Annotated in this window: 27 protein-coding genes and 1 pseudogene; 15 read left to right on the top strand and 13 right to left on the bottom strand. The window is 71.6% G+C overall.

The window, feature by feature from the left end:
• Window positions 1–41: 41 nt before the first annotated feature.
• From ACIBQ6_RS42580 to ACIBQ6_RS42555, 6 genes and pseudogenes are all read right to left on the bottom strand, one after another.
• The gene (locus ACIBQ6_RS42580) at window positions 42–935 is read right to left on the bottom strand and encodes a hypothetical protein (protein WP_397218630.1); all 894 of its coding nucleotides are present in this window, start codon (window positions 933–935) and stop codon (window positions 42–44) included.
• A 90-nt stretch (window positions 936–1,025) separates the two neighbouring features.
• The gene (locus ACIBQ6_RS42575; protein ID WP_397218629.1) at window positions 1,026–2,414 is read right to left on the bottom strand and encodes an MFS transporter; all 1,389 of its coding nucleotides are present in this window, start codon (window positions 2,412–2,414) and stop codon (window positions 1,026–1,028) included.
• A 24-nt stretch (window positions 2,415–2,438) separates the two neighbouring features.
• Window positions 2,439–3,209 (bottom strand): zinc metalloprotease, encoded by a 771-nt coding sequence (locus ACIBQ6_RS42570; RefSeq protein ID WP_358283523.1) that lies wholly within the window; start codon window positions 3,207–3,209, stop codon window positions 2,439–2,441.
• A gap of 36 nt (window positions 3,210–3,245) precedes the next feature.
• Window positions 3,246–3,407 (bottom strand): annotated as a pseudogene (locus ACIBQ6_RS42565) (hypothetical protein); the annotation flags it as partial.
• A gap of 78 nt (window positions 3,408–3,485) precedes the next feature.
• Window positions 3,486–3,743, bottom strand: a complete 258-nt coding sequence (locus tag ACIBQ6_RS42560; protein ID WP_358283521.1) for a DUF3039 domain-containing protein — start codon at window positions 3,741–3,743, stop codon at window positions 3,486–3,488.
• Complete coding sequence (locus ACIBQ6_RS42555) at window positions 3,740–4,225, bottom strand: hypothetical protein (RefSeq protein ID WP_387667931.1); 486 nt, start codon at window positions 4,223–4,225, stop codon at window positions 3,740–3,742. The genes ACIBQ6_RS42560 and ACIBQ6_RS42555 overlap by 4 nt, the downstream gene beginning before the upstream one ends.
• A gap of 68 nt (window positions 4,226–4,293) precedes the next feature.
• Between ACIBQ6_RS42555 and ACIBQ6_RS42550 the strand changes: the two genes are divergently transcribed.
• Window positions 4,294–5,700 (top strand): cellulase family glycosylhydrolase, encoded by a 1,407-nt coding sequence (locus ACIBQ6_RS42550; RefSeq protein WP_397218628.1) that lies wholly within the window; start codon window positions 4,294–4,296, stop codon window positions 5,698–5,700.
• Window positions 5,701–5,824: 124 nt separating this feature from the next.
• Here the strand turns inward: ACIBQ6_RS42550 and ACIBQ6_RS42545 are convergent, their stop codons facing one another.
• Complete coding sequence (locus ACIBQ6_RS42545) at window positions 5,825–7,423, bottom strand: MFS transporter (RefSeq protein ID WP_352350086.1); 1,599 nt, start codon at window positions 7,421–7,423, stop codon at window positions 5,825–5,827.
• 147 nt (window positions 7,424–7,570) lie between these two features.
• Between ACIBQ6_RS42545 and ACIBQ6_RS42540 the strand changes: the two genes are divergently transcribed.
• Entirely contained in the window at window positions 7,571–8,200 is a 630-nt protein-coding gene (locus ACIBQ6_RS42540) for a TetR family transcriptional regulator (RefSeq protein WP_358283515.1), read from the top strand.
• Here the strand turns inward: ACIBQ6_RS42540 and ACIBQ6_RS42535 are convergent.
• Window positions 8,197–8,775: a YqgE/AlgH family protein gene (locus ACIBQ6_RS42535; protein WP_358283513.1), complete on the bottom strand. Its 579-nt coding sequence runs from the start codon at window positions 8,773–8,775 to the stop codon at window positions 8,197–8,199. The genes ACIBQ6_RS42540 and ACIBQ6_RS42535 overlap by 4 nt on opposite strands.
• Before the next feature lie 119 nt (window positions 8,776–8,894).
• Between ACIBQ6_RS42535 and ACIBQ6_RS42530 the strand changes: the two genes are divergently transcribed.
• A complete protein-coding gene (locus ACIBQ6_RS42530; protein ID WP_358283512.1) occupies window positions 8,895–9,419 on the top strand; it encodes a hypothetical protein in 525 nt (174 codons plus the stop codon).
• A 45-nt stretch (window positions 9,420–9,464) separates the two neighbouring features.
• Here ACIBQ6_RS42530 and ACIBQ6_RS42525 read toward each other — a convergent pair whose 3' ends face one another.
• Window positions 9,465–10,085, bottom strand: coding sequence for a TetR/AcrR family transcriptional regulator (locus ACIBQ6_RS42525; RefSeq protein ID WP_358283510.1), 621 nt, complete (start codon window positions 10,083–10,085; stop codon window positions 9,465–9,467).
• Between the two features lie 103 nt (window positions 10,086–10,188).
• Between ACIBQ6_RS42525 and ACIBQ6_RS42520 the strand changes: the two genes are divergently transcribed.
• From ACIBQ6_RS42520 to ACIBQ6_RS42495, 6 genes are all read left to right on the top strand, one after another.
• Window positions 10,189–11,541, top strand: coding sequence for an MFS transporter (locus tag ACIBQ6_RS42520; RefSeq protein ID WP_397218627.1), 1,353 nt, complete (start codon window positions 10,189–10,191; stop codon window positions 11,539–11,541).
• Window positions 11,542–11,561: 20 nt separating this feature from the next.
• Window positions 11,562–12,314 carry an IclR family transcriptional regulator gene (locus ACIBQ6_RS42515; RefSeq protein WP_352350074.1) on the top strand — a complete coding sequence of 251 codons (753 nt, stop codon included), beginning with the start codon at window positions 11,562–11,564 and terminating at the stop codon, window positions 12,312–12,314.
• Window positions 12,315–12,366: 52 nt separating this feature from the next.
• A complete protein-coding gene (gene glpK / locus ACIBQ6_RS42510; protein WP_397218626.1) occupies window positions 12,367–13,857 on the top strand; it encodes a glycerol kinase GlpK in 1,491 nt (496 codons plus the stop codon).
• A 14-nt stretch (window positions 13,858–13,871) separates the two neighbouring features.
• Complete coding sequence (locus ACIBQ6_RS42505) at window positions 13,872–15,434, top strand: FAD-dependent oxidoreductase (RefSeq protein ID WP_397218625.1); 1,563 nt, start codon at window positions 13,872–13,874, stop codon at window positions 15,432–15,434.
• Between the two features lie 178 nt (window positions 15,435–15,612).
• A complete protein-coding gene (locus tag ACIBQ6_RS42500; RefSeq protein WP_397218624.1) occupies window positions 15,613–16,665 on the top strand; it encodes a glycosyltransferase family 4 protein in 1,053 nt (350 codons plus the stop codon).
• A 70-nt stretch (window positions 16,666–16,735) separates the two neighbouring features.
• Entirely contained in the window at window positions 16,736–17,218 is a 483-nt protein-coding gene (locus tag ACIBQ6_RS42495) for a hypothetical protein (protein WP_352326153.1), read from the top strand.
• Between the two features lie 222 nt (window positions 17,219–17,440).
• Here the strand turns inward: ACIBQ6_RS42495 and ACIBQ6_RS42490 are convergent, their stop codons facing one another.
• Genes ACIBQ6_RS42490 through ACIBQ6_RS42475 form a run of 4 tightly spaced genes read right to left on the bottom strand, consistent with a single transcriptional unit; the run spans window position 17,441 to window position 21,019 of the window.
• A complete protein-coding gene (locus tag ACIBQ6_RS42490) occupies window positions 17,441–18,850 on the bottom strand; it encodes an NAD-dependent malic enzyme (RefSeq protein ID WP_352326154.1) in 1,410 nt (469 codons plus the stop codon).
• Window positions 18,851–18,906: 56 nt separating this feature from the next.
• The gene (locus ACIBQ6_RS42485; protein WP_397218623.1) at window positions 18,907–19,536 is read right to left on the bottom strand and encodes an AAA family ATPase; all 630 of its coding nucleotides are present in this window, start codon (window positions 19,534–19,536) and stop codon (window positions 18,907–18,909) included.
• 9 nt (window positions 19,537–19,545) lie between these two features.
• Window positions 19,546–20,484, bottom strand: a complete 939-nt coding sequence (locus tag ACIBQ6_RS42480) for a tetratricopeptide repeat protein (RefSeq protein WP_358283494.1) — start codon at window positions 20,482–20,484, stop codon at window positions 19,546–19,548.
• Window positions 20,468–21,019 (bottom strand): MarR family transcriptional regulator, encoded by a 552-nt coding sequence (locus ACIBQ6_RS42475; protein WP_358283492.1) that lies wholly within the window; start codon window positions 21,017–21,019, stop codon window positions 20,468–20,470. Before ACIBQ6_RS42475 ends, ACIBQ6_RS42480 begins: the two co-directional genes overlap by 17 nt.
• 229 nt (window positions 21,020–21,248) lie before the next feature.
• Here ACIBQ6_RS42475 and ACIBQ6_RS42470 point away from each other — a divergent pair, with 229 nt between their 5' ends.
• From ACIBQ6_RS42470 to ACIBQ6_RS42445, 6 genes are all read left to right on the top strand, one after another.
• Entirely contained in the window at window positions 21,249–22,580 is a 1,332-nt protein-coding gene (locus ACIBQ6_RS42470) for a hypothetical protein (protein ID WP_358283491.1), read from the top strand.
• 59 nt (window positions 22,581–22,639) lie between these two features.
• On the top strand, window positions 22,640–23,311 hold the full coding sequence (locus ACIBQ6_RS42465; protein WP_397218622.1) for a DUF4230 domain-containing protein: 672 nt from the start codon (window positions 22,640–22,642) through the stop codon (window positions 23,309–23,311).
• A 230-nt stretch (window positions 23,312–23,541) separates the two neighbouring features.
• The gene (locus ACIBQ6_RS42460; RefSeq protein WP_352324303.1) at window positions 23,542–23,694 is read left to right on the top strand and encodes a hypothetical protein; all 153 of its coding nucleotides are present in this window, start codon (window positions 23,542–23,544) and stop codon (window positions 23,692–23,694) included.
• Between the two features lie 234 nt (window positions 23,695–23,928).
• Complete coding sequence (locus ACIBQ6_RS42455; RefSeq protein WP_358283488.1) at window positions 23,929–24,387, top strand: hypothetical protein; 459 nt, start codon at window positions 23,929–23,931, stop codon at window positions 24,385–24,387.
• A gap of 145 nt (window positions 24,388–24,532) precedes the next feature.
• Complete coding sequence (locus ACIBQ6_RS42450) at window positions 24,533–25,141, top strand: RNA polymerase sigma factor (RefSeq protein ID WP_397218621.1); 609 nt, start codon at window positions 24,533–24,535, stop codon at window positions 25,139–25,141.
• Entirely contained in the window at window positions 25,134–25,418 is a 285-nt protein-coding gene (locus ACIBQ6_RS42445; protein ID WP_358283485.1) for a hypothetical protein, read from the top strand. The genes ACIBQ6_RS42450 and ACIBQ6_RS42445 overlap by 8 nt, the downstream gene beginning before the upstream one ends.
• Window positions 25,419–25,435: the final 17 nt, after the last annotated feature.

The following is a 25,435-nucleotide window of genomic DNA, read 5'->3' as shown; positions in this document are numbered from 1 at the left end:
CCGAGGATTCTGGCCAAGGTCTTCCCTACGTGCTATGTGGCTTATCTGAAGCTCGTCATCACCGCGTCGAGCGCCTGTCTGCCGGTGGCCGCCTCGGGCTGGAGCAGGCCGACGAGCAGCACGGCGCGGCCCGCGCGAGTGAGAAGCATCACGCGCAGGAACGCGGGCCGGTTGACGACGTCCTGGTACTCGGCCCGCAGGGCCCGGGTGTGTCCCTGCGGGATGTCACGGTCGTCGACGACCGTGACCTTGTCGCCCTTGAGCAGCAGCCTGGAGTACAGCTCGGCGGCCTCCCCCGCGGCCTTCTTGGCGTTCGGCACGGGCTCGGCGACCCGCCTGGCCATGACCAGCGCGCCGTTGCCGTCCCTGGCGACCGAGGTGAAGCCGGTGACCGGCGGGACCGTCCCGGCGCTCCAGCCGGGCGGCAGCCGCAGCGTCACGCCGGCCACGGCGTCGCTCAGCCGGTCGGGCCGCGGCGGCGGCGCGGTCAGCCGGGACGCCGCCGCGCTCACCCCGGCGACCAGCCCCGCCACCGCCACCAGCACGACCAGGACGCCGGCCAGACGCCGTCCGCGCCGCGGCGCCTGCTCCAGCGGGCCGGGGTCGGCGGGGGTTCCGTAGAGGCGGGCCGAGGGCGGCAGCGGCTCGGAGGGGGTGGCGTGGCGGCGGGCCGAGGGCGGCAGCGGCTCGGCCGGCGGGTCGAACGGGACGGTCCTGCGGATCCGCGGGTTCCACGCCGTCCGCTCGTACGGGTCGCGCCCCCGGCGCGGCGGCCAGGGGGCCTCCTCGTCGCCGCCGCCGCTGTCGTCGTCGCTGTCGTCGTCGCTGTCGCTGTCGTCGGTGTCGGGGTCGTCCGGGAAGTCCGCGTCCTGGGGAGGAGTGCGGCGGTGCCGGGGCCCGGAAGCGGGGGGCCAGACCCGGTGATCATCCTCCATGACACCTCCTCGTCCCGTTGTCCTATCACTCCTCGGGACGAAGATCTGGCGATCCGTGATCGCTGTGGCGGGAGGGGCAGAATCACACGATCAGCGGGTGCGCGCGGCCAGGAACGTGGCGGCCAGCCCGATGAGCGCCATGAGGACCGAGATCACCACGAATCCGGCGGCGATCTGACCGGAGCCGTGCCCGATGAAGTTGATCACCGCGCCGCCCAGGCCCACGGTCAGGGCCGAGCCCAGCATGTCGGTGACCGACAGCGCGGCGGAGTTGGCGCCCTGCTCGCTGACCGGCGACTGCCTGAGCGCGGTCACGCTGACCGTGGTCATGCCGAGACCCATGCCGAACCCGGCCGCGATCCAGGCCGGCACCGCGATCCAGCCGCTCACCGCGGGCAGCGCCGCGAACAGCGCGATCACGATCCCGGCCGTGACGCACACCGCCCCGAGCCTGATCCGCCGGTGCGGCTCGGCGGTCCGCCTGCTCTGCAGGAACGAGCCCGCCGACCAGCCGAGCGCGCCCGTGGTCAGCGCGATCCCGGCGGCCCTGGCGTCGAAGAGCTTGACCGACGTGAGCACCAGCGGGATGAAGGAGTTGACCCCGAAGAAGGCGGCCGAGAAGAACCCGCGCAGCAGCACGGTGGTGGGCAGCCCGCGCCCGAACCGCAGCGCGCCCGGCGGCAGCAGCCGGTGCAGGCCGTAGACGAGGAAGCCCAGCCCGCCGAGCGTGGTGGCCGCGCCGATCACCGGCTGCTTGTGCAGCTCGTCCACGCCCCACAGCAGCACGCCCGCGCCGCCGGCGGCGGACGTGGCGGCCAGCGTCATCGCCAGCGGCTGCGAACGCGGCCCGCGCGGGCTCTCGTCGGCCTCCCCCGGCGAGGCCATCCGGAGCGCCGGGACGAGCATCACCAGCGCGGGCACCACCAGCGGGATGATCCCGTAGAAGACGAAACGCCAGCCCCACTCCTTCGCGACGGCCCCCGCCACGGCGGGCCCGACCATCGAGGGCACGACCCAGGCGGCCGACAGCGCCGCGAAGACCTTGGGCCGCACGACCGCCGGGTAGACCCGGGCGATCATCACGTACAGCGCCACGATCGAGGAACCGGCGCCCAGCCCCTGGACGGCCCGCGCCACCAGGAACAGCTCCTTGGCGTCCGCCGCGCCGGCCAGCGCCATCCCGGCGACGAACAGCACCACCCCGACGAGGAACGGCAGCGGGTAGCCGCGCCGGTCCGACCAGAGCCCGGCGACCACGTTGGCGAACAGGCTGGCGATGAGGAAGGCCGAGAAGCTGATGCCGTAGAGGTTGAGCGCGTCGAGGTCGGCCGAGACCGCCGGCATGACGACGCCGACCGACATGCCCTCGAAGGCGATCAGCGTGACCACCAGAAGGATCCCCAAGGTGGCGGTGCGGTACTGGGGCCCGAGGATCGGGGGTGAGGTGTCGGGAGCGTCGATTGCCTTCGGTGCTGTCACCTGCACATCGTAATTGCCCCCAAACTACGCATCTGCGCTGCGTCGGTAGGCCGTCCACATCTCGTGCATGCGGTCGGCCTGGCCCTGGGTGAACTCCGACATGCACCGGTCGTGGGTGTAGTCCATGTAGTTGCGCATCGGGTCGGAGCCGGCGTGGGCGCAGGTGTCCTTGCCCTCGGGGCAGCCCTCGGTCGCGCGGGCCTCGGGGGCGGTGTCGGCGATGCCGTCGCCCGGCTCGTCGCAGCCGTTCTCGAAGGTGTGGAACAGGCCGAGCCAGTGGCCGATCTCGTGGACGCCGGTGTAGCCCTTGTCGTAGTTGGTCATCGGGCCGCCGGGCAGGCTGCGCCAGTCGATCACGACGCCGTCGAGGGCGGGGGCGCCGGCGTACCAGTAGGGGTAGCTGGCGAAGCCCAGCATGAGCTCGCTGAGCTGGGCGATGTAGAGGTTGAGCGTCTGGGCGCCGCCCTGGTGCAGGCGGGTCTTCATGTCCTTCTCGCCGCCGACGGGGTCGGTGAACCAGCCGGCGTTCTCCTTGACGGAGACCGACTCCAGCTTGAAGCGCACGCCGGTGTCGACGCCTCCGTTGCGGCCGGCGTAGGCGGCGTTGAGCACGTCGATCTGGGCCTTGACCGCCTGCTCGGAGACCTTGCGGCGGCCGTCGGTGAGGACGACCACCCGGGTAGGCACGGTGATGTGCGCAGGCACGGCCACCCCGCGCAGCCGCACCTTCAGCTCGGCCATGACCTTGGCGACGTCCTCGGGGAGCGGCGAGCGCGGGCCGGTCGCCTTCGACACGCCCGCAGTCGGGCGCGCGGTCGGGCGCGCGGTCGGGCGCGCGGTCGGACGCGCAGTCGGGCGCGCAGTCGGACGCGTGCTCAGGCGCGCGGCCGACGATTGGCAGGGCGACGTCGGGGTGGCGTCGAGCGGGAGCGGCGGGGCGAGCCCGGCCGCCAGCAGGCATGCCAACGAGACGGCGGTCGCGCGCCGGGCCATGCAATCCCCCCGTGACGGTATGGGCTGGTCAGATTACCGACCGTAGCCTTACCCGAGGGGATTGGGCTTCAGCAACACTCACTGCTTCTTGTCGTCACCCCCGCCGCCCGACGGAAGACCTTCGTAGATCTCCTTGCACTCGGGGCAGACCGGGTATTTCTTCGGGTCCCGGCTGGGCACCCAGACCTTGCCGCACAGGGCGCGGATGGGTGTGCCCGTCACCATGCTCTCGGTGATCTTGTGCTTGTCCGCGTAGTGGGCGAAGCGCTCGTGGTCGCCGTCACCGTGAGAGGTGCGCGGCGTGGTCTCCTGCTCTGGGAGGATCTTCGTGCTCACCCCATCGAGTTTATGCCCGCCGGCGAGCGGTCCCGCGTACCGCGCCGGCGTGGCAGCGCGGCGAGCCCGGGGAGCCAGCCGAGCACGATTCCCCAGATCAGCCCCACGGCCAGGCCGCCGCCGAGATAGCCCAGATAGGCGCCGATCCCGGCCTGCGCGACCGTGGCGAGCAGGGCCGCGCGCAGCAGGTTCACCACGACCGCGGCGGCCAGGAACCTGCCCCAGGTGCGCCAGAAGCCGCCGCGCGTGGCCGCCAGCGCGCCGACCAGGGCGAGCGCCAGGACCGTGTCGGCGAGCGTGAGCAGCCACGTCGTCTCGCCGAGGGGGACGACGCGCAGGCCCGGCAGCGCGTACGGGGCCCCGACCGCGGACGGCACGGCCAGGTAGCCGACCCTCGTGACCAGGGCCGCGCCGAACAGACCGAACCCCAGGACGATCAAGAAGGCGACGATCGCCGGCAGGCTATTGCGAACAAGGCTCATGTTCGGCAGGCTAGCCGCGTCCATGATTCTGATGGAAGACCCCATTTCCCGGCATCCGCGGAGATCAGATGAAGCGTGCCAGGTTGCTCGCGACGACAGCCGTGCTCGTCCTGCTGGCCGGAGGCGCCGTCGCCGCCGCGACCAGGGACGCTCCCCCGTCCACGCCCCGCTATGTCACCGACGACCGGGGACGGGCGCTGATCCTGCACGGCTTCAACACGGCGAGCAGCGCCAAGGGCGCCCCCGACGCCCTGCCCGAGCTGACCCCGGACGACATCGACCGCGAGTACCGGGACATGGGCACCAACTTCGTGCGGTTCCTCATCCAGTGGCGGGCCGTGGAGCCCTCCCCCGGCACCTATGACACGAAATATCTGGACAAGGTGGCTGAGCGGGTGCGGTGGTACTCCGACCGCGGCTACCAGGTCATGCTCGACATGCACCAGGACCTGTGGGGCAACGGCATCACCCCCACCGGCGTCGCCGGCAACGGCGCGCCCGGCTGGGCCACCCACACCGACGGCCTGCCGGTGGCCACCGACCACTTCACCTGGGAGATGTACTACCTGGAACCCGGCGTCATCCGGGCCTTCGACCACTTCTGGAACACCACCGGCGAGCACCCCGAGCTGATGGACCACTACGCCAAGGCGTGGGCGGCGGTCGCGGCCCGCTTCAAGGACGTGCCGGGCGTTCTCGGGTACGACCTGATGAACGAGCCGTGGGGCGGCTCGGTCCAGGGCGCGGCGTTCGAGACCGGCCCCCTGGCCACCCTCTACCGCAAGAGCATCGACCGGATCAGGGCGGTCGACCAGGACAGCTGGATCTTCCTGGAGCCGCAGGCCGTGGGCGTCAACTGGGGGCTGCCGTCGTCGCTGCCGCGCTTCGACGACCCGCGCGGCGGACCGCCGCGCATCGCCTTCGCCCCGCACGTCTACCCGCTGCCGCTGGACCTCGGGGACGACTACGCCGCGGGCTCCAAGGAGTGGACCGACCGCACGCTGGGCTGGTGGCGCGACAACATCGCGCGGACGGCCGAGCGCATGGGGGCGCCGGTCCTGCTGGGCGAGTTCGGGCTGGACATGACCCGGCCCGGCGCGTCCGACCTGGTGCGGAAGGTCCAGGGGCTGAGCGACGAGGTGGGCACCGGCATGGCCTACTGGTCGCGGGACGCCGACGCCTGGGGGCCGTACGACGTGAAGGGGAAGGCCACCGCGTTGCCGGGCGCGTACGTCAGGGCGTACCCGAGGGCGATCGGCGGCGTCCCGGTCGGCGTGAGCTACGGCGAGAACCGCCTCCAGGTGGTCTTCGACGCCAACGAGACCGGCCCCACCGAGATCTACCTGCCCGAGCGCGGCTTCCCGAACGGCGCCCGGGTGGACGGCGGCACCGCCGCCTGGAACGCCGCCAGGCGCATCCTGACCGTCACCACCAAGACCTCGGGCCGCGTCGTCCTGACCGTCACCCCCGCATAAACCGGACCCGGACAACCGTCACCCCCGCACAACCGGACCCGGACAACCGTCACCCCGCACAACTGGGCCCGGACAGCGGAACGGCCCCCGCCACGCAGGCGGGGGCCGTTCCGGCGGGACGCGGTCAGCCCATGTGGACCGGCGCGCCCTCGCTCTTCCGCCCGGCCTTGACGAACAGCGTCAGCAGGGCCGTCAGCACCGCGACACCGGTGCTGACCAGGAAGGCGAGGTGCATGCCGTCCATGAACGAGTGGTGCACGGCGTCGGTGACCACCTGCGGCAGCCCGGGAGGCGCCGCGCCGAACGCGGCTGCCTTCTCCAGCAGCGGGAGCTGCGCGGGCGGGATCGCCTGCGCCGCCGGGCCGAGGTAGCCGGGCAGGGTGTCGGCGATCTCGCCGGCCATCACGGCGCCCAGGATCGCGGTGCCGAGCGCGCCGCCGACCTGCATGGCCGACTGCTGCACGCCGCCCGCGACACCGCTCAGCTCGACCGGCGCGTTGCCCACGATGATCTCGGTCGCGCCAACGAACACCGGCGAGAGACCGAAGGCCAGCAGCACGAACGGCAGGCCGCTCTCGATGAACGAGGCGTCGATGCTGAGACGCGACATGAGGAACATCGAGCAGGCGGTGATCAGCAGACCGGCGGCCATCGTGATCTTCGGCCCCAGCTTGCCGATCGCCATGCCGGCCAGCGGCGAGGCCACGATCATGCCCGCGCTCATCGGCAACATCCGCAGACCCGCCTCCAGCGGGGTCAGGCCGTGCACGCCCTGGAAGAAGAAGCCCAGGAAGAACATCGCGCCGAACATGGCGAACGCGACCATCATCATCAGCAGGGTGCCGATCGAGATCGAGGCGTTCTTGAACAGCGACAGCGGCACCAGCGGCTGCTTGGCCCTGCTCTGCCAGAAGATGAACGCGGCGATGAGCACCACGAACGCGCCGATGAAGGTCAGCGTCGTCGAGTCGCCCCAGCCCCACTCGGGGGCCTTGATGATCGTCCAGACCAGCGAGAACATCGCGCCCGACAGCAGCAGCACGCCGAGCCAGTCGATCCTGGCGAACGTCTGGACGCGGTTCTCCTTGATCAGGAAAATGCCCATGATCAGCGCGACGATGCCCACCGGGGCGTTGATGAAGAAGACCGACTCCCAGCTCACCTTCTCCACCAGCACGCCGCCCACGATCGGGCCGGCGGCGCTGGACAGGCCGATGATCGCACCCCAGGCCCCCATGGCCTGGTTCAGCTTCTCACCGGGGAAGGCGCCACGCAGCAGGGCCAGGGCGGCCGGCTGGAGCAGGGCGCCGAAGAGGCCCTGCAGCACCCGCAGGCCGATCAGCGCGCCGACCGGCGACACGCCGGGAACGATGTCGGCCAGTTCCTGGCTGAGACCGATGCCGATCGAGGACAGAGCGAAGCCGGTCACGCCGATCAGGAAGACGCGCTTGTGCCCGAACAGGTCGCCGAGCTTGCCCGCCGTGATCAGGAACACGGCCAGCGCGAGCAGGTAACCGCTGGTCACCCACTGCAGGTCGGACAACGACGCCTTCAACTCCATCTGGATGACGGGGTTGGCGATGCCCACCACCGTGCCGTCCAGCATCACCATGATGACGCCGAGGCTGACCGCCAACAGCACCAGCCACGGGTTTCCGCCACCTGTCCCCGTCTTACCGAGGCCGGGCGACGACGGTTCGACGACCGCCTTCGCGTTAGCCATAAGGTCCCCCTCAGTCACATACCGCTCAACTGCGGCATAGGTCTCGTAAGCCTCAGGTAGGGTATGTCAGGCGATGACTTATGACAAACGATTTTAAAAAGACGCCGCATGACTTCTGGCACACTGTGACAGAAAGGTGGCGAAGGGGTGTCCGCTGTGGGTCTACGGGAACGCAAGAAGGAGAAGACGCGCCTCGCGCTCCTCGACGCGGCGCTCGACCTGTTCCTCGAACAAGGATACGAGTCCACCACGATCGAGCAGATAGCGGGGGTCGTCGAAGTCTCTCCCCGCACCTTCTTCCGCTACTTCACCAGCAAGGACCATCTCGTTCTGTGGTTCCACGACCACGGCGAGGAGATCCTGCTGGAGGAGTTCGCCGCTCGTCCCGCGGACGAGCCCCCGTTCACGTCGCTCATGCACGGCCTGCGGGCCATGGTGGACGACATGCAGGGGTCAACGCCGGAGGACACCGAGAGGTTCCTGAAGCTGCGGCAACTATTCGATAAATATCCACATCTGGTGGGACAGTCGGTGGCCCGGGGCGCCATGACGGAGACCCGGCTGGCCGAGGCCGTCGCCGCCCGCAGAGGGGTCGCCCCCGAGGACGATCAGCTGACGTACCTGATCGTGGCGTTCGCGATGTCCACCATGCGCATCGGCTTCGAGTGCCCCCGCAGGGAGACCACCATGCCGGAGATCGTCTCGCGCATCTCCGAGGCGGTCGCGCTGGCCGAGGCGTCGCTGCGGCCCGGCTGGGACACCCGCCCGGCGGCCTAGTTCATCGTGGGGTCGTCGGGGCAGGTCGCCACGAAGGCCAGCTCGCCCGGCTGGCGCCGCAGCACGTGCCGCCAGAGCGAGCCGGGGTCGCCATGGAAGGTGTCGCCGTCCTCGGAGTCGACGACATACCAGGCGCCTTCGGCGATCTCGCTCTCCAGCTGGCCGGAGGTCCAGCCGGCGTACCCGGCGAAGATCCGCATCTGCGCGATCTCGCCCTGGAGGATCTCGGGGGGCGCGTCGAGGTCGACCGTGCCCAGGCGGGAGACGGCCGGGGTGCCGGCGTGGAGCCTGCGCCAGCCGAGCGGCTCCTCCCCGCTCGGGACCGCCGCGAGGGCGAGGGCGCTGTCGGTCTGCACGGGACCGCCCTCGAACAGCACCGGCGGCCCGGTCACCAGCGGGTCCCAGACCGGCAGCACCTGCGTGACCGAGATGTCGCTGGGCCGGTTGAGCACCACGCCGAGCGTGCCGCCGTCGTGGTCGTGTTCCAGGATCAGCACGACGCTACGCCGGAAGTTGGGATCGTCAAGAAGCGGCGTCGCCACCAACAAACCGCCGACGTAGATCGCTTCCGCCATACCTCCATCATGAGGGGTGTGACGGGCTTCCGCTCCCCCGGCTCGGCCATGTTACTTTCTGTGCGCTTATGGGCACGATCTGTGGCAAAGATCACGCTTGCGGGGCTCGGGAGGAGCACATGCGCATCGGTACACGCCTCGTCCTGGCCGCCCTTCCCGTGGGCGCGGCCGTGCTGCTCCCGTCGTCCGCGCAGGCGTGGCCGCTGCCCGACCGGGGTGATCCGTTCACGATGACGACCGACCGGATCGCGTGCGGTTCGGGGTCCGTACGGGTCACGCTGCGCAACCAGACCCCCCAGCTCGCCCGGTTCGACCTGCGGGTGGACGCGCGGAGCGTGGCGACCGGCTCGATCCCGGCCCGCAAGCAGGTGGTCAGGACGGTCCGGATCGACCGGGGCACCACCCGCGAGATCGAGGCGTTCTCGGTCACCGACACCCATCCCGACACGCTGCTCGACTCCACCCGGGTGCGCAACGACTGCGCCTGGGGGCGGGAGCGCAGGCACGGCCGCCTGCCGTACACCGGGCCGCCGTCCGACCTGTGGGGCAAGCTGGCGACGGCGGCCGGGCTCGTGGTGATGGGCGGGATCATGTGGTGGTACGGCTCCGTCTGGCCCCGTTCGGTCCCCGACGGCCCCCTGTGACCCCGCCCGTGCCCCCGCCGGCGCGAGAGGCCCCGTCGTGCCGCGTCAGGCGTCCCGCGGGACGAACGCGCCCGCCCGCGCCGCGGCCAGCGTGCGCAGCGCCGCGTCCCGGGCGACCTCCAGGTCCACCGGCTCCTTGGTGACCAGCAGGCGGTAGTAGAGCGGCGCGGAGATCGCCCGGATCACCTCCATGCCGTCGGTGCCCTCGGGCAGCTCACCCCGTTTCACCGCGAGGTCGACGACCTTCGCCCACTCCTCGATGCGCCGCAGATAGAACGCGCGCAACGCCTGGACGGCCTGCGCGTCGGAGGTGCCCGCCGCGATCACCGCCTGGAACGTGGCCCCGAGCCGGTGGTCGGTGACCGCGCCCACGACGGCCCCGGCGTTGGCCAGCAGGTCGCCCTCGATGGATCCCGTGTCGGCGTGCGGTGACGACTGCTCGGCCAGCTCGGTCATCAGGTCCGTCACCAGCCCGGCCCTGCTGCCCCAGCGCCGGTAGACCGTGGTCTTGCCCACGCCGGCCCTGGCCGCCACCTGGTCCATGGTCAGCCCATGGAAACCGTGCTCGACCAGCTCGTCCTGAGTGGCCTCCAGCACGGCCGCGCGCACGCGCGCGGTGCGGCCCCCTGGCCGCACAGTCCCCGCCAAACGGGACTCTTGTTCCATTAATGCCCCTTTCGTGCTATCGTCGTGCCGCATCTTAACGGAACTAGTGTCCCATTAGGGGGATGGCATGACCGTGCTCGCCGATCGGCCCCGATCCGATCGCATGACGTCCGCGCAGCGGCTGGTTCTGGTGCTCCTGCTGGGGTCCCAGTTCATGCTCGCCGTGGACTTCTCCATTCTGAACGTGGCGCTGCCGGTGATCGGTTCAGGTCTCGGCTTCGCGCTGTCCGACCTCCAGTGGGTGGCCACGGCGTTCGCGTTGGCCGCCGCCGGGTTCACGTTGCTCTTCGGCAGGATCGCCGACCTGTTCGGGCGGCGCCGGCTGTTCCTGGCGGGCATGGTGCTGCTGGGGGTCTCCTCGCTGGCCGGCGGCCTGGCCGTCTCACCCGGCATGCTGCTGGTCGCCCGGGTCGCCCAGGGCCTGGCCACGGCCGTCGTCACGCCCGCCGGGCTCGCGCTGCTGACCACGTCGTTCCCCGAGGGGCCGCTGCGGGCCAGGGCGCTCGGCCTGAACGGCGCGCTGATGTCGGCCGGGTTCACCTCGGGCGCGATCCTGGGCGGGCTGCTGACCGAGTTGCTGAGCTGGCGGTGGGCGTTCTTCGTCAACGTGCCCGTCGCGCTGGCCGTGGTCGTCGCCGCGCCCGTGGTGCTGAAGGAGAGCCGTCCCGCCGAGCGGCCCGGGATGGACCTGCCCGGCGCGGTGAGCGTGACCGCCGGCCTGCTCGCGCTGGTCTTCGGCCTGACCAGGGCCGGCGAGCACGGCTTCGCCGACCTCCTCGGCCTGGGCGCGCTCGCCGCCGGCGCCGCCCTGCTCGTCGCCTTCTGGTACGTCGAGCGCCGGGCCGCCGCGCCCCTGGTGCCCGTCCCGATCCTGGCCCGGCCCAACGTCACCTGGGGCAACCTGGCCGGGCTGATCGCCTTCGCCACGGAGACGTCCCTCGTCTTCCTGATGACCCTCTACCTGCAGAAGGTGCTCGGCTACTCGGCCCTGGCGACCGGGCTGGCGTTCGGGGTGCTGGGGCTCGGCACCGTGCTCGGCGGCGTGCTCGCGCCCCGGGTCCTCGGCCGGCTCGGCAGGGGGCGGGCGCTGGCGGCCGGGTTCGGGCTTCAGGCCGTCGCGACGGCGTCGCTTGCGCTGCTGGGCACCGGTCCCGGATGGATCTGGCTGCTGCTGGCGGCCACGTTCGCGGGCGGGATCGGGAACATGGTGGCGATCGTCGGGTTCATGGTGACGGCCACGTCCGGTCTGCCGGACTCCGAGCAGGGTCTGGCCACCGGCCTGGCGACGATGACGCAGCAGGTCGGCATCACCATGGGCATCCCGGTCATGAGCGCCGTGGCCACGGCCGCGATGGGCACCGTGCTCCAGGGGGTGATCGTGGCGGTGCTCGTCAACGCCGCACTCACGGTCGGCGGAGCACTGATTTCCCGCAAGCGTTCGGCAATGTCGAACTGATCTGCGCTAGGGTGGCCGCCGTGGGAGAGACGATTCAATCGGTGGAACGGGCGGCCGCGATCCTGCGGCTGCTCGCATCCGGCCCCCGCCAGCTCGGCGTGGCGGAGCTGGCCAGGGCGCTGGGCCTGCCCAAGGGCACGCTCCACGGCATCCTGCGCACGCTGGTCCGCGTCGGCTTCGTCGAGCAGGACGCCGCGACCGGCAAGTACCGGCTCGGGGCCACCCTGCTCCACCTGGGCAGCAGCTACCTCGACGTCAACGAGCTGCGCACCCGCTCGATCAACTGGGCCGACGCCCTGGCCGGGCGGAGCAGGGAGAGCGCCTGGATCGGCACCCTGCACGAGGGGCACGTGCTGGTGATCCACCACGTGTTCCGCCCGGACGACAGCATGCAGACCCTCCAGGTCGGCACTTACCTGCCGACGCACGCCAGCGCGCTCGGCAAGGTGCTGCTCGCCTACGACCCGTACGGGGAGTCGCTCGCGGCCCCGCCGCTGCCGGCGTACACCGACCGGACGCTGGTCGACGCCGCCAAGCTGGAGGAGGACCTGGAGCAGGTCCGGGCCAGGGGGTGGGCGGCCGAGATGGAGGAGCTCACCGAGGGCGAGGTCGCCATCGCCGCCCCGATCAAGGACCCGCGCGGCCTCGTGGTGGGCGCCATCGGCATCCGCGGCGCGGTCGAACGGCTGACCTCCGACGGCGCCCTGACCATGGAGTACGTCTCCTACGTCCGCGACGCCGCCCGCGCGATCACCCGCGATCTGGCCAGATGACCGGTTGAACAACACCGGGGCAAACACGTAACATCGCTCACATCGTTCGACAATGTCGAACCCCGACTCCCAAGCGAGGAACCTCGTGCCTCGACCGCACTACATCGCAGCCATCGACCAGGGCACCACGTCCAGCCGGTGCATCGTCTTCGACCAGGCCGGCAACATCGTCACCGTCGCCCAGCGCGAGCACCGCCAGATCTTCCCCAAGCCGGGCTGGGTCGAGCACGACGCCGAGGAGATCTGGCAGTCGGTCCGGACCGTCATGGCCGAGGCCACCGAGGGGCTCGACATCGCCGCGCTGGGCATCACCAACCAGCGCGAGACCACCGTCCTGTGGGACCGGGAGACCGGGCGTCCCGTCTGCCCCGCGATCGTGTGGCAGGACACCAGGACCGACGCGCTCACCCGCGCGCTCGCCGAGCACGAGGGGCTGTTCAAGGAGAAGGCCGGCCTGCCGCTGACCACGTACTTCTCCGGGCCCAAGATCCGCTGGCTGCTCGACGCGTACGACCTGCGCGAGCGGGCCGAGCGCGGCGAGGTGCTGTTCGGCACGATGGACAGCTGGCTGCTGTGGAACCTGACCGGCCGCCACCTGACCGACGTGACCAACGCCAGCCGCACGATGCTGATGAACATCCACACGCTGAGCTGGGACGACGACCTGCTCGCCGCCCTCGGCGTGCCGCGCGCGATGCTGCCGGAGATCCGCCCGTCCGCCGAGGTCTACGGCCACACCGCGGCCGGCGTGCCGGTGGCCTCCGCGCTCGGCGACCAGCAGGCGGCGCTGTTCGGCCAGACCTGCTTCGAGCCCGGCGAGACCAAGAGCACCTACGGCTCGGGCAGCTTCCTGCTGATGAACACCGGCCAGGACCCCGTCGTCTCCCGGCACGGCCTGCTGACCACCGTCGGCTACCAGATCGGCGACGGCCCGGCCACGTACGCGCTGGAGGGCGCGATCGCCGTCACCGGCTCGCTGGTGCAGTGGCTGCGCGACAACCTGGGCCTGATCTCCAGCGCCGCCGAGATCGAGACGCTGGCCAAGACCGTCGACGACAACGGCGGCTGCTACTTCGTCCCGGCCTTCTCGGGGCTGTTCGCGCCCCACTGGCGCTCCGACGCGCGCGGCGTGATCGCCGGGCTGACCGGGTTCGTCACCAAGGGCCACATCGCACGGGCCGTCCTGGAGGCCACCGCCTGGCAGACCCGCGAGGTCGTCGACGCGATGAACGCCGACTCCGGCCTCGACCTGACCACGCTGCGCGCCGACGGCGGCATGACGGCCGACAACCTGCTCATGCAGACGCTGGCCGACGTGCTGGCCGTTCCCGTGATCAGGCCGATGGTCGCCGAGACCACCGCGCTCGGCGCCGCGTACGCCGCCGGCCTGGCCACCGGCTACTGGCCCGACCTCGACAGCCTGCGCGCCAACTGGCACAAGGCGTCGGAGTGGCGGCCGGAGATCGACGAACAGGTCCGGGCGCGGGAGTACCGCAATTGGAAGAAGGCCGTGGCCCGCACCCTCGACTGGGTCGAACAGTAGGACTGGAGCACGTCATGAACATCGCCATCGGCGCCGACCGGGCCGAGATCCGGCACGAGCTCTCCCGCGCCACGTACGACCTGCTGGTGATCGGCGGCGGCATCCTCGGCACCTCCGTCACCTGGATGGCCGCGCAGGCCGGGCTGCGGGTGGCGATGGTCGAGGCGGGCGACTTCGCCGGGGCCACCTCCAGCGCGTCGTCCAAGCTGGTCCACGGCGGCCTGCGCTACCTGCAGACCGGCAACGTCAAGCTGGTCGCCGAGAACCACCGCGAACGCCGCGCCCTGGCCGCCGACATCGCGCCCCACCTGGTCAAACCGCTCAGCTTCCTGGTGCCGATCTACAAGGGCGGCCCGCACGGCGCGGCCAAGCTCGGCGCCGGCGTCTTCCTGTACTCCGCGCTGTCGGTGTTCGGCGACGGCATGGGCAAGGTCATCACGCCGCACCAGGCCATGACCCGCGTCCCCGCGCTGCGCAGCGAGGGTCTGCGCGCCGCCGCCGTCTACGGCGACCACCAGATGAACGACAGCCGCGTCGCCGTCATGACCGTGCGCGCGGCCGTCGACGCGGGGGCGGTCGTGCTCAACCACGCCGAGGTCGTCGGACTGCGCAAGTCGGGCGGCAACGCGACCGGCAACGTGACCGGGGCCGAGCTGCGCGACCGCCTCGACGGCACCGAGTTCGGGGTGGACGCCCGGCTCGTCCTCAACGCCACCGGCCCGTGGGTGGACCACCTGCGCCGGATGGAGGACCCGCACGCGGCGCCGAGCATCAGGCTCTCCAAGGGCGCCCACCTGGTCATGCGCCGCCACGACCCGTGGAAGGCCGCGCTCACCACGCCGATCGACAAGTACCGGGTCTCCTTCGCCATCCCGTGGGAGGACCACCTGCTGCTCGGCACCACCGACGAGGCCTACGAGGGCGACCCGGCCGACGTGCGCGCCACCGACGCCGACATCGCCCAGATCCTCGACGAGGCCGGTCACGCCGTACGCGACTGCCAGCTCCGCCGTGAGGACATCACCTACGCCTTCGCCGGGCTGCGCGTGCTGCCCGGCGGCCCCGGGCAGGTGTCGGCCGCCAAGCGGGAGACCGTGGTGACCAGGGGCGCGGGCGGCATGTTGTCGGTCGCGGGCGGCAAGTGGACCACCTATCGGCACATCGGCAGGCACGTCCTGGAGACCCTCTCCCGCCTGCCGGGCCGGCCGCTCGGCGACGACCTGGCCGACATCCTGCCCGCCGTGCCGCTGCCGGGCCTGGCCAGCCCGGACGCCGTCGCCATGCGCCTGTGGACCGAACGCGAGCCGGGCGCCCGCATGGACCCGCTGGTCGCCCGCAACCTGGCCACCCACTACGGCACGATCGCCTTCGACGTGGCCCGGCTCATCCGCGACGACCCCTCGCTCGGCGAGCGCATCCACCCCGACGGGCCCGACATCTGGGCCCAGGCCGTCTACGCCCGCGACCACGAGTGGGCGGCCACCGTCGACGACGTCGTGCGCCGCCGTACCACGCTCACCGTGCGCGGCCTCGACACGCCCGACGTCCGCACCCGCATCGAGCAGCTCCTCTCCTGACCGTCACCCGGGCCGCGGCGGCGCCCCGCCGCCGCGGCTGCGACGAACGTCACCGCAGTTCACAGGTTCGAAGCGGCCGGTACGGGGAATCCGAGATGGCGCATCCGCCGCCTCCCGACGAGGCGGCGGGCCGCCTACCGGCCGAACCCTCTTCTGCCGCCCCTACGGAGGTGACGTCATGTCCGCCAAGTCCCGGCTGCACATCGCGATGGTGGCTCCCCCGCGGTTCGAGAACCCGCCCCGCTCGTACGGCGGTGTCAAGGTCATGATGGACGACCTCGCGCGGTCCCTGCTCAGACTGGGCCACCAGGTCACCCTGATCGGCGCGGGCCGCTCGGGCACGTCCCCGCACGTCCTGGCCGCCTACACCGAGCCGCCTTCCCACCCGCTCGACGAACCCGCCCCTAGGGCGGCGGTCCCCGACGTCCGGCCGGCGGACCTGGACGTGGACGTCGTCCACGACCACTCCCCGGCCGGCTCGGTGACCGCCCTGAACCCCCGGATCCCGACGGTGACGACCGTGCACGGCCCGGCCTCGGGCGAGCAGGCCGAGCGCTACCGCCGGCTCGGCGACTCCATCGGCCTGGTGTCCACCTCGACGTTCCAGCGTATGCAGGCCCCCGACCTCAACTGGCTGGGCACCGTGCACAACGGCGTGGACCTGAAGAGCTTCCCCTTCCGCGAGCGCAAGGAGGACTACGCGCTCTTCCTCGGCCGGTTCAGCCCCGGCAAGGGCGCCCACCTGGCCATCGACGCCGCCCGGCGGGCCGGCCGGCGCATCGTGCTCGCCGGCCGGTTGAACGAGCCGTCCGAGCACGAGTACTTCGACCGCCACATCCGCCCCCGGCTCGGCGACGACGCCGTCTACGTCGGCGAGGCCGACGGAGCGCGCAAGCGCGAGCTGCTGGCCGACGCCCACTGCCTGCTCTTCCCCAGCCGCCGGGAGGAGGCGTTCGGCATGGTCATGATCGAGGCCATGGCGAGCGGCACCCCGGTGGTCGCGCTGCGGGGCGGCGCCGTGGGCGAGGTCCTCGTCGACGGCATCACCGGTTACGTCTGCGACGACCCCGCCGACCTGGCCGAGGCGGTCGAGGCCGCGGGCGGCCTGAACCCGGCCGACTGCCGCATGCACGTCAAGCGCAACTTCGACGCGCTCGGCATGGCCATGGGCTACGAGAAGATCTACGAGCTGAGCATCCGCGACCGGCGTCCGGCGCCGTTCGCCGCCTGACCCGCGCGTCCCGTGCGGCGGATCGCCGCCGCACGGGGTGTCGCCCCCGTCCCGGGGGAAGGGGGTAGGCATGCGCACTGCCATGAACGAGGCTCTGATCAGGCATTTCACCGACCTGCGCGACGGCGTCCACGGCGGCGTCACCGCGCGGGAGGACAAGGAACGCCTGTTCGCCACAGCGGTCGAGCTGCTCGACCCGGTGGCGCGGGCGACGCTGGACGAGTTCAACGCCGACCTGCTCCTCGGCACGGGGCAGGTGGTGGCCAGCGGGCTCACCAGGTCTCAGGAGGGCGGGCTCAACGCCATGTGGTCGCTCACGTGGCCGGAGCAGCGCGACAAGGACATCCTGCCGATCGCGATCGTGGCCCACTACGGCGCCGATTTCCACCACCCGCACCTGCGCGGCAACACGGTCGGCGACTGGCCGCTGAACGTCTTCGACCACTCGGACGCGGCGGGCCAGCTCACCACCCTGCGCGCCATCGCCGCCGCCGACGCCCACAACCTGGTCTTCCAGGAAAGCTACCGCCTCATCCCCGCCGTCACCCGGTAGGCGGGAGCTTTCCCGTCTTCACGGCCCTTGCACGCTTTCCGTCTTCACGGCCCTTGCACGCTTTCCGTCTTCACGGCTTCGCGTGGTCGAGCCACCCGCCGTACTCCGGCTGGTGGCCCTCCATGTCACGCCCGCTGACCCTTCACCGGCGCGCCGCCGTGACGGCTCGCTCTGTGGGCCGTCCGGGTGCGGGGCCGAGCCTGCCGGGTCGGCCCCTGCGCGTCACGCCTCGGTGAAGCCTCTTGCCCGGCCGCCGGCGCTCTCGCGGACCGCGGCGGCCACCGCCGTCGCCACGTCGGGGTGGAAGACGCTGGGCACGATGTAGTTGGGGCCCAGCTCCTCCGGGGTCACCACGGCCGCCAGCGCGCCCGCCGCGGCCAGCAGCATCTCCTGCGTCACCCCGCCGGCCTGCGCGTCGAGCAGGCCGCGGAACACGCCCGGGAAGGCCAGCACGTTGTTGATCTGGTTGGGGTAGTCGGAGCGGCCGGTCGCCACCACGGCGGCGTGCTCGCGCGCGTCGTCGGGCGAGACCTCGGGCTCGGGGTTGGCCAGCGCGAAGACCACGGAGTCCTTGGCCATCGTCGCGATGTCGTCGCCGGTCAGGATGCCGGGCGCGGACACGCCCACGAACACGTCGGCGTCCTTGACCGCGCCGCGCAGGTCGCCCGCGTAGCCGTCGGCGTTGGTGTGCTCGGCGATCCAGCGCAGCGAGTCGTCGAGGTCGTCGCGGCCCTTGTGCACGGCGCCCAGGTAGTCGCAGACCACCACGTTGCGGGCGCCGGCGGCCAGCAGCAGCCGCAGCACCGCGTTCCCGGCCGCGCCGGCGCCGGCCATCGTGATCCTGACGTTCTCGATGGACTTGTTCACCACGCGCAGCGCGTTGGTCAGCGCCGCCAGCACGCAGATCGCCGTGCCGTGCTGGTCGTCGTGGAAGACCGGGATGTCCAGCAGCTCGCGCAGCCGGCGCTCGACCTCGAAGCAGCGCGGCGCGCCGATGTCCTCCAGGTTGATGCCGCCGAACCCGGGCGCGATCAGCTGCACCGTGCGGACGATCTCGTCGACGTCCTGGGTGTCGAGGCAGATCGGCCAGGCGTCGATGCCCGCGAACCGCTTGAACAGGGCCGCCTTGCCCTCCATGACCGGCAGCGCGGCCTCCGGCCCGATGTTGCCCAGGCCCAGCACCGCCGACCCGTCGGTGACCACGGCCACCGAGTTGCGCTTGATCGTCAGGCGCCGCGCGTCCTCCTTGTTCCTGGCGATGGCCATCGACACGCGCGCCACGCCCGGGGTGTAGGCCATGGACAGCTCGTCGCGGTTGCGCAGCGGCACCTTCGACTTCATCTCGATCTTGCCGCCGAGGTGCATGAGGAACGTGCGGTCGGAGACCTTGTGGATGACGACGCCCTCGACCGCCTCCAGCTGGTCGACGATGGCCTGCGCGTGGTCGGTGTCACGCGCGGCGCAGGTGACGTCGATGCGGAGCTTCTCGTGGCCCGCGTTGGTGACGTCGAGGGCGGTCACCACGCCTCCGGCCGACTCTACGGCGTGGGTGAGCTGGCTCACGGCCTTGCCGCCTGCGGGCACCTCGAGACGCACGGTTATGGAGTACGACACACTCGGGACGGTCGCCACGTCAATCGCTCCTTCGGGACTGACCAAGAAGTCATCCAAGGATAGGGGGCATCAGGTCAACCCAGTGCCGTCGCTGCGGTGACGATGAGATCGACACACGCGGGGACGGGAATCGTCGTGCTGTCGAGCACAAGGTGATAGTGGCACGGATCACCCGGATCCGCCCGGTAGAAGTGGCGGACGTAGGCCGTCCTGGCCCGGTCGTTGTCCTCGACGACGGCCCGCGCCTCCCGCTCGCTCGTGCCGCTCAGCGTGGCCGTCTGGCGGACCCGGCGCTTCAGCGGCGCGTCGAGCCTGACGTGGAGGGCGCCGGGATGGTCGGCCAGCACCAGGGCGCCGGCGCGGCCCAGGAAGACGCCTCCCTGGGCCAGGGCCATCTCCTTCATCATGCGCTCGGTGCGCCGGACGAACTCCTCGGGCGGCAGCGGCATCGCGCCGGGCACGTACATGTCCACGCCGCCGAAGGTGACCGTGGGCAGCCGGATGGCGCCCGACAGCAGCCTGCCCAGGCCGTGCTCGGCGCGGTCGTCGTGGGCCAGCGCCTCCTCCAGCGTGCAGCCGAGCTCCTTGGCCACGGCGCTGGGGATGGCACGGTCGACGAAGGGCACGCCGAGCCGTTCGGCGACGGCCGGGCCGATGTGGCTGCCGGCCGTGCCGTAGGTCGCGGAGATCGTGACGACCCGCATACCCCCAGGTTAGAACAGGGCGCTCGCCAATGCTCTACGCGCTTTCGCCAAAGATGGGTCGTCTGACGGCAACGCGTCGAAAAGTCCGAGCAAGTGCTTTCTGGCCCGGTCGCGGTCGTCGCCCGACGTGCGCTTGACCACGGCCACGACACGCTCGAACGCCTCGTCGACCGCGCCGGAGAGCATCTCCAGGTCGGCGGCCAGCAGCTGCGCGTCGATGTCGGACGGGTCCTGGAGGCGCCGCTGCACGTCGGCCGGGTCGGCCGCGGAGGTGCGCTTGATCAGGCCGACGCCCGCCAGGCCCATCTTGGCGTCCTCGTCGCCGGGGACGCGGGCCAGCAGGCGCTGGTAGGCCGCCTCGGCCGCGTCGAGGTCGCCCGCGTCGATGGCCTGCTCGGCCGCCACCAGGTCGGGGTCGGCGGGCGGCCCGGCGGGCTCCTGCGGCCCCTCCTCGGCCGCCGGCGGCCGGGCGTCGGGGTTGGCCTGGTAGAACTGCTCGACCGCGCCCATCAGCTCGTCGAGCCAGCGGCGCACCTCCTGCTCGGGCAGCACCTGCTGGAAGCCGGTGACGGCCTGCCCCTGGAAGATGGCCAGCACGGTCGGCACGGCCTGCACCCGCAGCGCCTGCGCGATCTGGGGGCTGGCGTCGACGTTGACCTTGGCCAGCACGGCCCGGCCGCCCAGGTCGCCGATCACCTTCTCCAGCACCGGGCTGAGCTGGGCGCTGCCGGGCGCCCTCGGCGACCACAGGTCGAGCACCACCGGCACGGTCATCGACCGGTCGATGACGTCCGTCGTGAACGTCTCCTCGGTCACGTCGACGACCGAGGCCGAGGTGGCCCCCTGGGGACCGGCGGCCTCCCGCCGGGCCTGGGCCTCCAGTGCCTGTTTGCGCGCGCCCAGGTCCACAGCTCCGTAGAGCGACCCGGGCCTAGAGAAGTCCGCCATGCTCCTCATCTTGCCGCATGGACGGGCCCGCGAAGTCACCCGCCGCCACCCTCAGCGTGCGGAGCTGGTCGAAGATCTGGCGGAGTTCGTCCTCGGCGTACATCGTGAGGCCGAACTCGGCGGCCATCAGGTCGTCGGTGGCCCGGCGCACGACCTCCCTGCCCTTGCCGGTGATCTCGGCCAGCACGCCGCGTCCGTCGCGGGGATTGGGCAGGCGGCAGACGAACCCGGACTTCTCCAGCCTGTCCACCGTGTTCGTGACGCTGGTGGGGTGGACCATGAGCCGTTCGCCGATCTTCCACAGCGGCAGCGAGCCGGTGTGGCTGAAGGTCAGCAGGACCAGGGCCTCGTAGCGGGCGAAGGTGAGGTCGTGGGGTTTCAGCAGCGAGTCGAGCTGCGACAGCAGGATCTGCTGCGCTCTCATGATCGAGGTGACCGCGGCCATCGCGGAGGAAGGCCCGAAGCGGGCACGCCAGCTCTCCGCGGCGCGGTCGATGGGATCGAACGGCAGATTGAGCGGCTTCGGCTGGGACACAGCGCTACGGTAGCGTGCCTCTCGTCCCGGTTTCGTCGGGCTACCTGGAGCGACAGGCTTCACCGCTTGACCAAGAATCCGACCGTCAATCATCACGCTCCGTTATGGTTCTCTCACGTAAGGTGACGCGGAAGCCAAGTCCATCTGCCGTGGGGACGGGTCTGGGCTGGCATTCTTCCGCTTTGCCGAGGGCACGGGGGGTGCTTGGTGAACATCAACGGGATACAGGGTGCGTGAGCACTCGGGCGTTACACGCGAGGAGCTGAAGCACAGCGCGGCCGTGACAGTGGCGGTGCTGCTCGCTCTCGGCCTGGTCGCGGCGTGGAACGTCCTGATACCCGGCGTCGACGCGTGGGAGAACATCCTGGCCGCGGTCATCGGCTCGCTGCGGATGACCGGGCCGGTGGCGGCCGCGTTCGCCGCGTGGGTGGCGTTGCGCAAGCGGCGCGCCCTGCGCGGGCGGTCGCTCACGACGTGGCGGGCGCTCAAGGCGCCGCTGGCGATCGTGGTGGTGGTGCTGGGCTCGTTCGGCGCGACGGTGCTGGTGCTGGCGGTCAAGACCGTGCTCACCGACCAGGCGGGGCGGCTCAGCCTGTCCGGCCTGGGCATGGGCATGGCGGGCCTGGCGCTCTACGCGGTGATCGGGTGGGTGGCCGGCTGGGTCGTGCCCAAGGCGCTCACGCCGCCGATCACGGGGCTGGCCTGCTACGTCGCCTTCTCCTGGCTGGCCGACGACCGGGGGCTGGCCGACCGGCTGGTGCCGGGCACGGGCGAGCCGTACGACCTGTTCCAGGGGCTGGGCGGGGCGCCGTTCTTCGACCAGACGATCTGGCTGCTCGGCATCACCTGCGCGCTGCTGCTCGGCTGGGCGGCGCTGGTGACCAGGCAGGCCCTGGTGCTGGCGTGCGCGCTGCTGGCCGTGCTGGCCGCGGGCATGGGCGTGTCGCGGATGCTGGCCCATCCCAAGCCGGCCGCGGCCGAGGACATCGCCTACGCCTGCCAGGAGTGGCCGATCACGGTCTGCCTGCACCCCGGGATGCGGGCCGGGCAGACCGAGCTGGGCGCGGTGTTCACGCAGATCGCCTCGCGCCTGGCCGGCACGCCGGCCGCGTTCACGCGGGTGGAGCAGCGGCCGCTGGACGAGCCGCTGAAGCCCTCCAACGGCCTGGCGCCGATCCACGTGCCCGACCTGTCAGCGGGGTTCGCCGAGGAGGCGGCCTACGAGTACATCGACGCGCTGGCCGCCCGCTGCCCCGGCACGCCGGCCGACGGCTACCGGGAGATCGTGATGGCCTGGCTGCGCGGCGAGCCGCTGCCCGGTGGCCCGCTGCCCGAGCACCAGTACGCCGCGTCCTGGTTCTCCGGTCTCGACGAGCACCAGCGCAGGGAGTGGCTGCGCATGTTCTACAGCGACTTCCAGGCGTGCCGCCTGTCCAGCACGCACTTCGGCGGCGGTCCGGCCCCCACCGCCGTCATCACGCCCCCCACCGGCGCCACGCCCGAGAGCAGCCACGTCTACCCGGTCTATCCCGACCCCGGCACGGCGGGCACCACCGGCTGAGGACGAAGATGTCACCCCGCGGGTGGCACTGATGATCGCCGAGCGGGTAGTCATGCCCCATGACGACTTCCCAGACGACGTCGCCGGACCTGGCTCCCCGGCGGCGGCGCAGGTGGCGATACGCGGCGGGGTTCCTCGTCCTGGCGGTCCTGCTCGTGGTGGGCGGCCGGCTGGCCTGGACCTGGCTCAACCCGTTCGGAGAGCAGACCGTCGACCGCAGCCAGCCGGTGCTGCTGCAGTCCATCAAGGACCTCAGCCGGTTCGAGGCGGCCACGGGCACCTTCCAGGTCGTCGTCGACCTGGAGAAGGACGCCAACTTCCTGCCCGACGCGGTCAAGGGCACCCGCACGCTGTTCGTGGGCGCGGGCGGCGTCGACGCCTACGTCGACTTCTCGGCCATGGGGGCGGGCGCGGTGACCGTGAACAAGGAGCGCACCGAGGCCACCGTCCGCCTCCCGCGCGCCCAGTTGGAGAAGCCCAACCTGGACAACAGCCGCTCGTACGTGTTCGCCCAGCAGCGCGGCCTGCTCGACCGCGTCCAGGACTTCCTGTCGGGCTCCCCGGGCGACCAGCGCGAGCTCTACCTGCTGGCGGAGAAGAAGATCACCGAGGCGGCCGTGGCCAGCGACCTGCGGGCGCGGGCCGACGCCAACACCAGAGCGATGCTCACCGGCATGCTCAAGTCGCTCGGGTTCGCCAAGGTGACCGTGAAGTTCACCGACGCGCCCTGACGCGCCTCCTTACCCTGCCTGCGGGCCGCTCCACCTCGGGTGGGGCGGCCCGTCCGCGTTCCCGCCTAGGTATGCCGAGGCGTCCTTAGTCCATGGGCGTGTCTGCCTAAGTACCTCCCTACCTGCCCGAACCCCGGCAGATAGGACATCCGCCCGATGTGGCGGGAGGGGCCTTAGGAGGAGTCTTAAGAGTGCAGGGAACAAGGAAACACGAACAGCGGGAGCATCGGATGAACGCCGAACTCGAGTACTCCGTCATGCAGCACCACGCCGCCGAACTCCGTCGGGCCGCCGCCGAGCAGCGGCGCGTACGGGAAGCGCTGAAGGGACAGCGTTCCGAGCGTCGCCACCGCTCGGTCTTCGCCAAGTTCCTGGCTTCATGACCGTCCACAAGCAGCCCGGCCGCAACCTCCCTCGCGGCCGGGCTGAGATGCCCCCTTAGGGGGCGCGTCCGGCGCCGGATTCCTGGCCGGCGCGAGCGCAGCGTCAGCGACACCCCGGTCCCGTTCCTGGTCGGACCGGGGTTTCGCGCGTTCACGCCGTACGTCGCGGGGGCTCGTACGGCGTGGGCAGGACACTGACGGAAGATGTCAGGGATCGGCGCATACCGTCCGGGCATGGACAACAGCTTCGACTTCTTCGTCGGCACCTGGACCTCACGGCAGCGACGGCTGCGCAAGGCGCTGGCCGGCAGCGACGAATGGTACGAGTTCACCGGCCGCACCAGGTGCTGGAGCGTCCTGGACGGCGCGGGCAACATCGACGAGGTCACCTTCCCCAGCGAGGGCTCGGCCGGGGTCACCCTGCGCCTGTACGACAAGGCGGCCGGCACCTGGTCGCTCTACTGGGCCGGCAGCGCCACCGGCATGTCCCTGCCGCCCGTCGTGGGCCGCTTCGACGACACCGGAGTCGGCTTGTTCACCTGCGACGACGTGTACGACGGCAGGCCGATCAAGGTCGCCTACGTCTGGTCGGACATCACCGCCGAGTCGTGCCGATGGGAGCAGCGCTTCTCCCCCGACGGCGGGACGACCTGGGAGACCAACTGGACGGCGGACTTCACCCGCGCCTCCTGAATCCTTTTCGGGGGTCGGCGCCTCTCATGTCCGTACAACGGAACGAGACAATGGGAGACCATCATGGTGATCGCCATCGCGGCCGGCGCTGCGGCCGTACTGATCTGCACGTGCGTCGTCGTACTGCGGCGAAGGAGCAAGGAACGTGGCTGACCCGCAGCGCCTCGGCACGGCCGCCGCGCCCGGCGCCCCGGCGCCGGCGCCGGCCGGCGGCGGGCGCGCCTGGTCGGACGAGCAGCTGATCAACGCGGCCCGGGCCGGCGACGCCGACTCGATCGCCGCGCTGGTGTCGGGCGCCCACCCGCACGTGCGGCGCTTCGCCCACACGCTGTGCGCCACGCCGGAGGACGCCGAGGACGCCGCCCAGGAGGCGCTGATCGTCCTGTACCGCAAGATCGGCACCCTGCGCGCGTCCGGAGCGCTGGCCTCGTGGATGTTCCGGATCATCCGCAACGAGTGCATCAGGCGGGCCCGCCTGATGCTGCGTCCTGAACCGCCCGCGCCCACCTCGGCCGCCGCGCAGTCGGCCGAGGAGGAGATGTTCGAACGGCTGGAGGCCGCGCGGGTGGCCGAGGCCATCGCGGCACTCCCCGCCGACCAGCGGCGGGTGCTCATCATGCGGGACGTCCAGGGACTCAGCGGCCGCATGGTCGCCGACGCCCTCGGGCTGAGCGTCCCGGCGATGAAGTCCCGCCTGCACCGCGCCCGTGCGACCGTGCACGGCCTGCTGTCCCAAGGAGCCCTCCATGACTGAGCCCACCGCGGGGACGTCACTGCCCCGTCACCTGGCCCGCGGCGCGCTGGGCTTCGGCGCGCTGATCGCCTCGATCGCGCTGATCCCGTGGACCGGGCCGGTCAGCCTGGTGCTCGCCGTCCCCGGCGCGATCGCCCTGCGCGGGTGCCCGGCGTGCTGGGTGATGGCGCTGGTGCAGCTCGTCTCGATGGGACGCATGCAGCGCCAGTGCACCGACGGCGTGTGCGAGCTGGTCCCGGCGGGCGGGCGGCACACGGGCAAGGGCGCGGCTCATTGACCGCGCCCTGACCGGCG

Origin of the sequence: Nonomuraea sp. NPDC049655 (assembly GCF_044465465.1) — a bacterium.
GTDB lineage: Bacteria > Actinomycetota > Actinomycetes > Streptosporangiales > Streptosporangiaceae > Nonomuraea.
Note: the sequence above shows the minus strand (reverse complement) of the source record. Positions and strands in the feature narration are given on the sequence as shown.

Excerpts from the sequence above, each read along its gene's own strand:
- ACIBQ6_RS42580 (WP_397218630.1), bottom strand. The coding sequence starts at position 935 with ATGGAGGATGATCACCGGGTCTGGCCCCCCGCTTCCGGGCCCCGGCAC.
- ACIBQ6_RS42555 (WP_387667931.1), bottom strand. The coding sequence starts at position 4,225 with ATGAGCCTTGTTCGCAATAGCCTGCCGGCGATCGTCGCCTTCTTGATC.
- ACIBQ6_RS42550 (WP_397218628.1), top strand. The coding sequence starts at position 4,294 with ATGAAGCGTGCCAGGTTGCTCGCGACGACAGCCGTGCTCGTCCTGCTG.
- ACIBQ6_RS42545 (WP_352350086.1), bottom strand. The coding sequence starts at position 7,423 with ATGGCTAACGCGAAGGCGGTCGTCGAACCGTCGTCGCCCGGCCTCGGT.
- ACIBQ6_RS42535 (WP_358283513.1), bottom strand. The coding sequence starts at position 8,775 with ATGGCGGAAGCGATCTACGTCGGCGGTTTGTTGGTGGCGACGCCGCTT.
- ACIBQ6_RS42530 (WP_358283512.1), top strand. The coding sequence starts at position 8,895 with ATGCGCATCGGTACACGCCTCGTCCTGGCCGCCCTTCCCGTGGGCGCG.
- ACIBQ6_RS42525 (WP_358283510.1), bottom strand. The coding sequence starts at position 10,085 with ATGGAACAAGAGTCCCGTTTGGCGGGGACTGTGCGGCCAGGGGGCCGC.
- ACIBQ6_RS42520 (WP_397218627.1), top strand. The coding sequence starts at position 10,189 with ATGACGTCCGCGCAGCGGCTGGTTCTGGTGCTCCTGCTGGGGTCCCAG.
- glpK (WP_397218626.1), top strand. The coding sequence starts at position 12,367 with ATGTCGAACCCCGACTCCCAAGCGAGGAACCTCGTGCCTCGACCGCAC.
- ACIBQ6_RS42505 (WP_397218625.1), top strand. The coding sequence starts at position 13,872 with ATGAACATCGCCATCGGCGCCGACCGGGCCGAGATCCGGCACGAGCTC.
- ACIBQ6_RS42500 (WP_397218624.1), top strand. The coding sequence starts at position 15,613 with ATGTCCGCCAAGTCCCGGCTGCACATCGCGATGGTGGCTCCCCCGCGG.
- ACIBQ6_RS42495 (WP_352326153.1), top strand. The coding sequence starts at position 16,736 with ATGCGCACTGCCATGAACGAGGCTCTGATCAGGCATTTCACCGACCTG.
- ACIBQ6_RS42485 (WP_397218623.1), bottom strand. The coding sequence starts at position 19,536 with ATGCGGGTCGTCACGATCTCCGCGACCTACGGCACGGCCGGCAGCCAC.
- ACIBQ6_RS42480 (WP_358283494.1), bottom strand. The coding sequence starts at position 20,484 with ATGGCGGACTTCTCTAGGCCCGGGTCGCTCTACGGAGCTGTGGACCTG.
- ACIBQ6_RS42465 (WP_397218622.1), top strand. The coding sequence starts at position 22,640 with ATGACGACTTCCCAGACGACGTCGCCGGACCTGGCTCCCCGGCGGCGG.
- ACIBQ6_RS42460 (WP_352324303.1), top strand. The coding sequence starts at position 23,542 with ATGAACGCCGAACTCGAGTACTCCGTCATGCAGCACCACGCCGCCGAA.
- ACIBQ6_RS42455 (WP_358283488.1), top strand. The coding sequence starts at position 23,929 with ATGGACAACAGCTTCGACTTCTTCGTCGGCACCTGGACCTCACGGCAG.
- ACIBQ6_RS42445 (WP_358283485.1), top strand. The coding sequence starts at position 25,134 with ATGACTGAGCCCACCGCGGGGACGTCACTGCCCCGTCACCTGGCCCGC.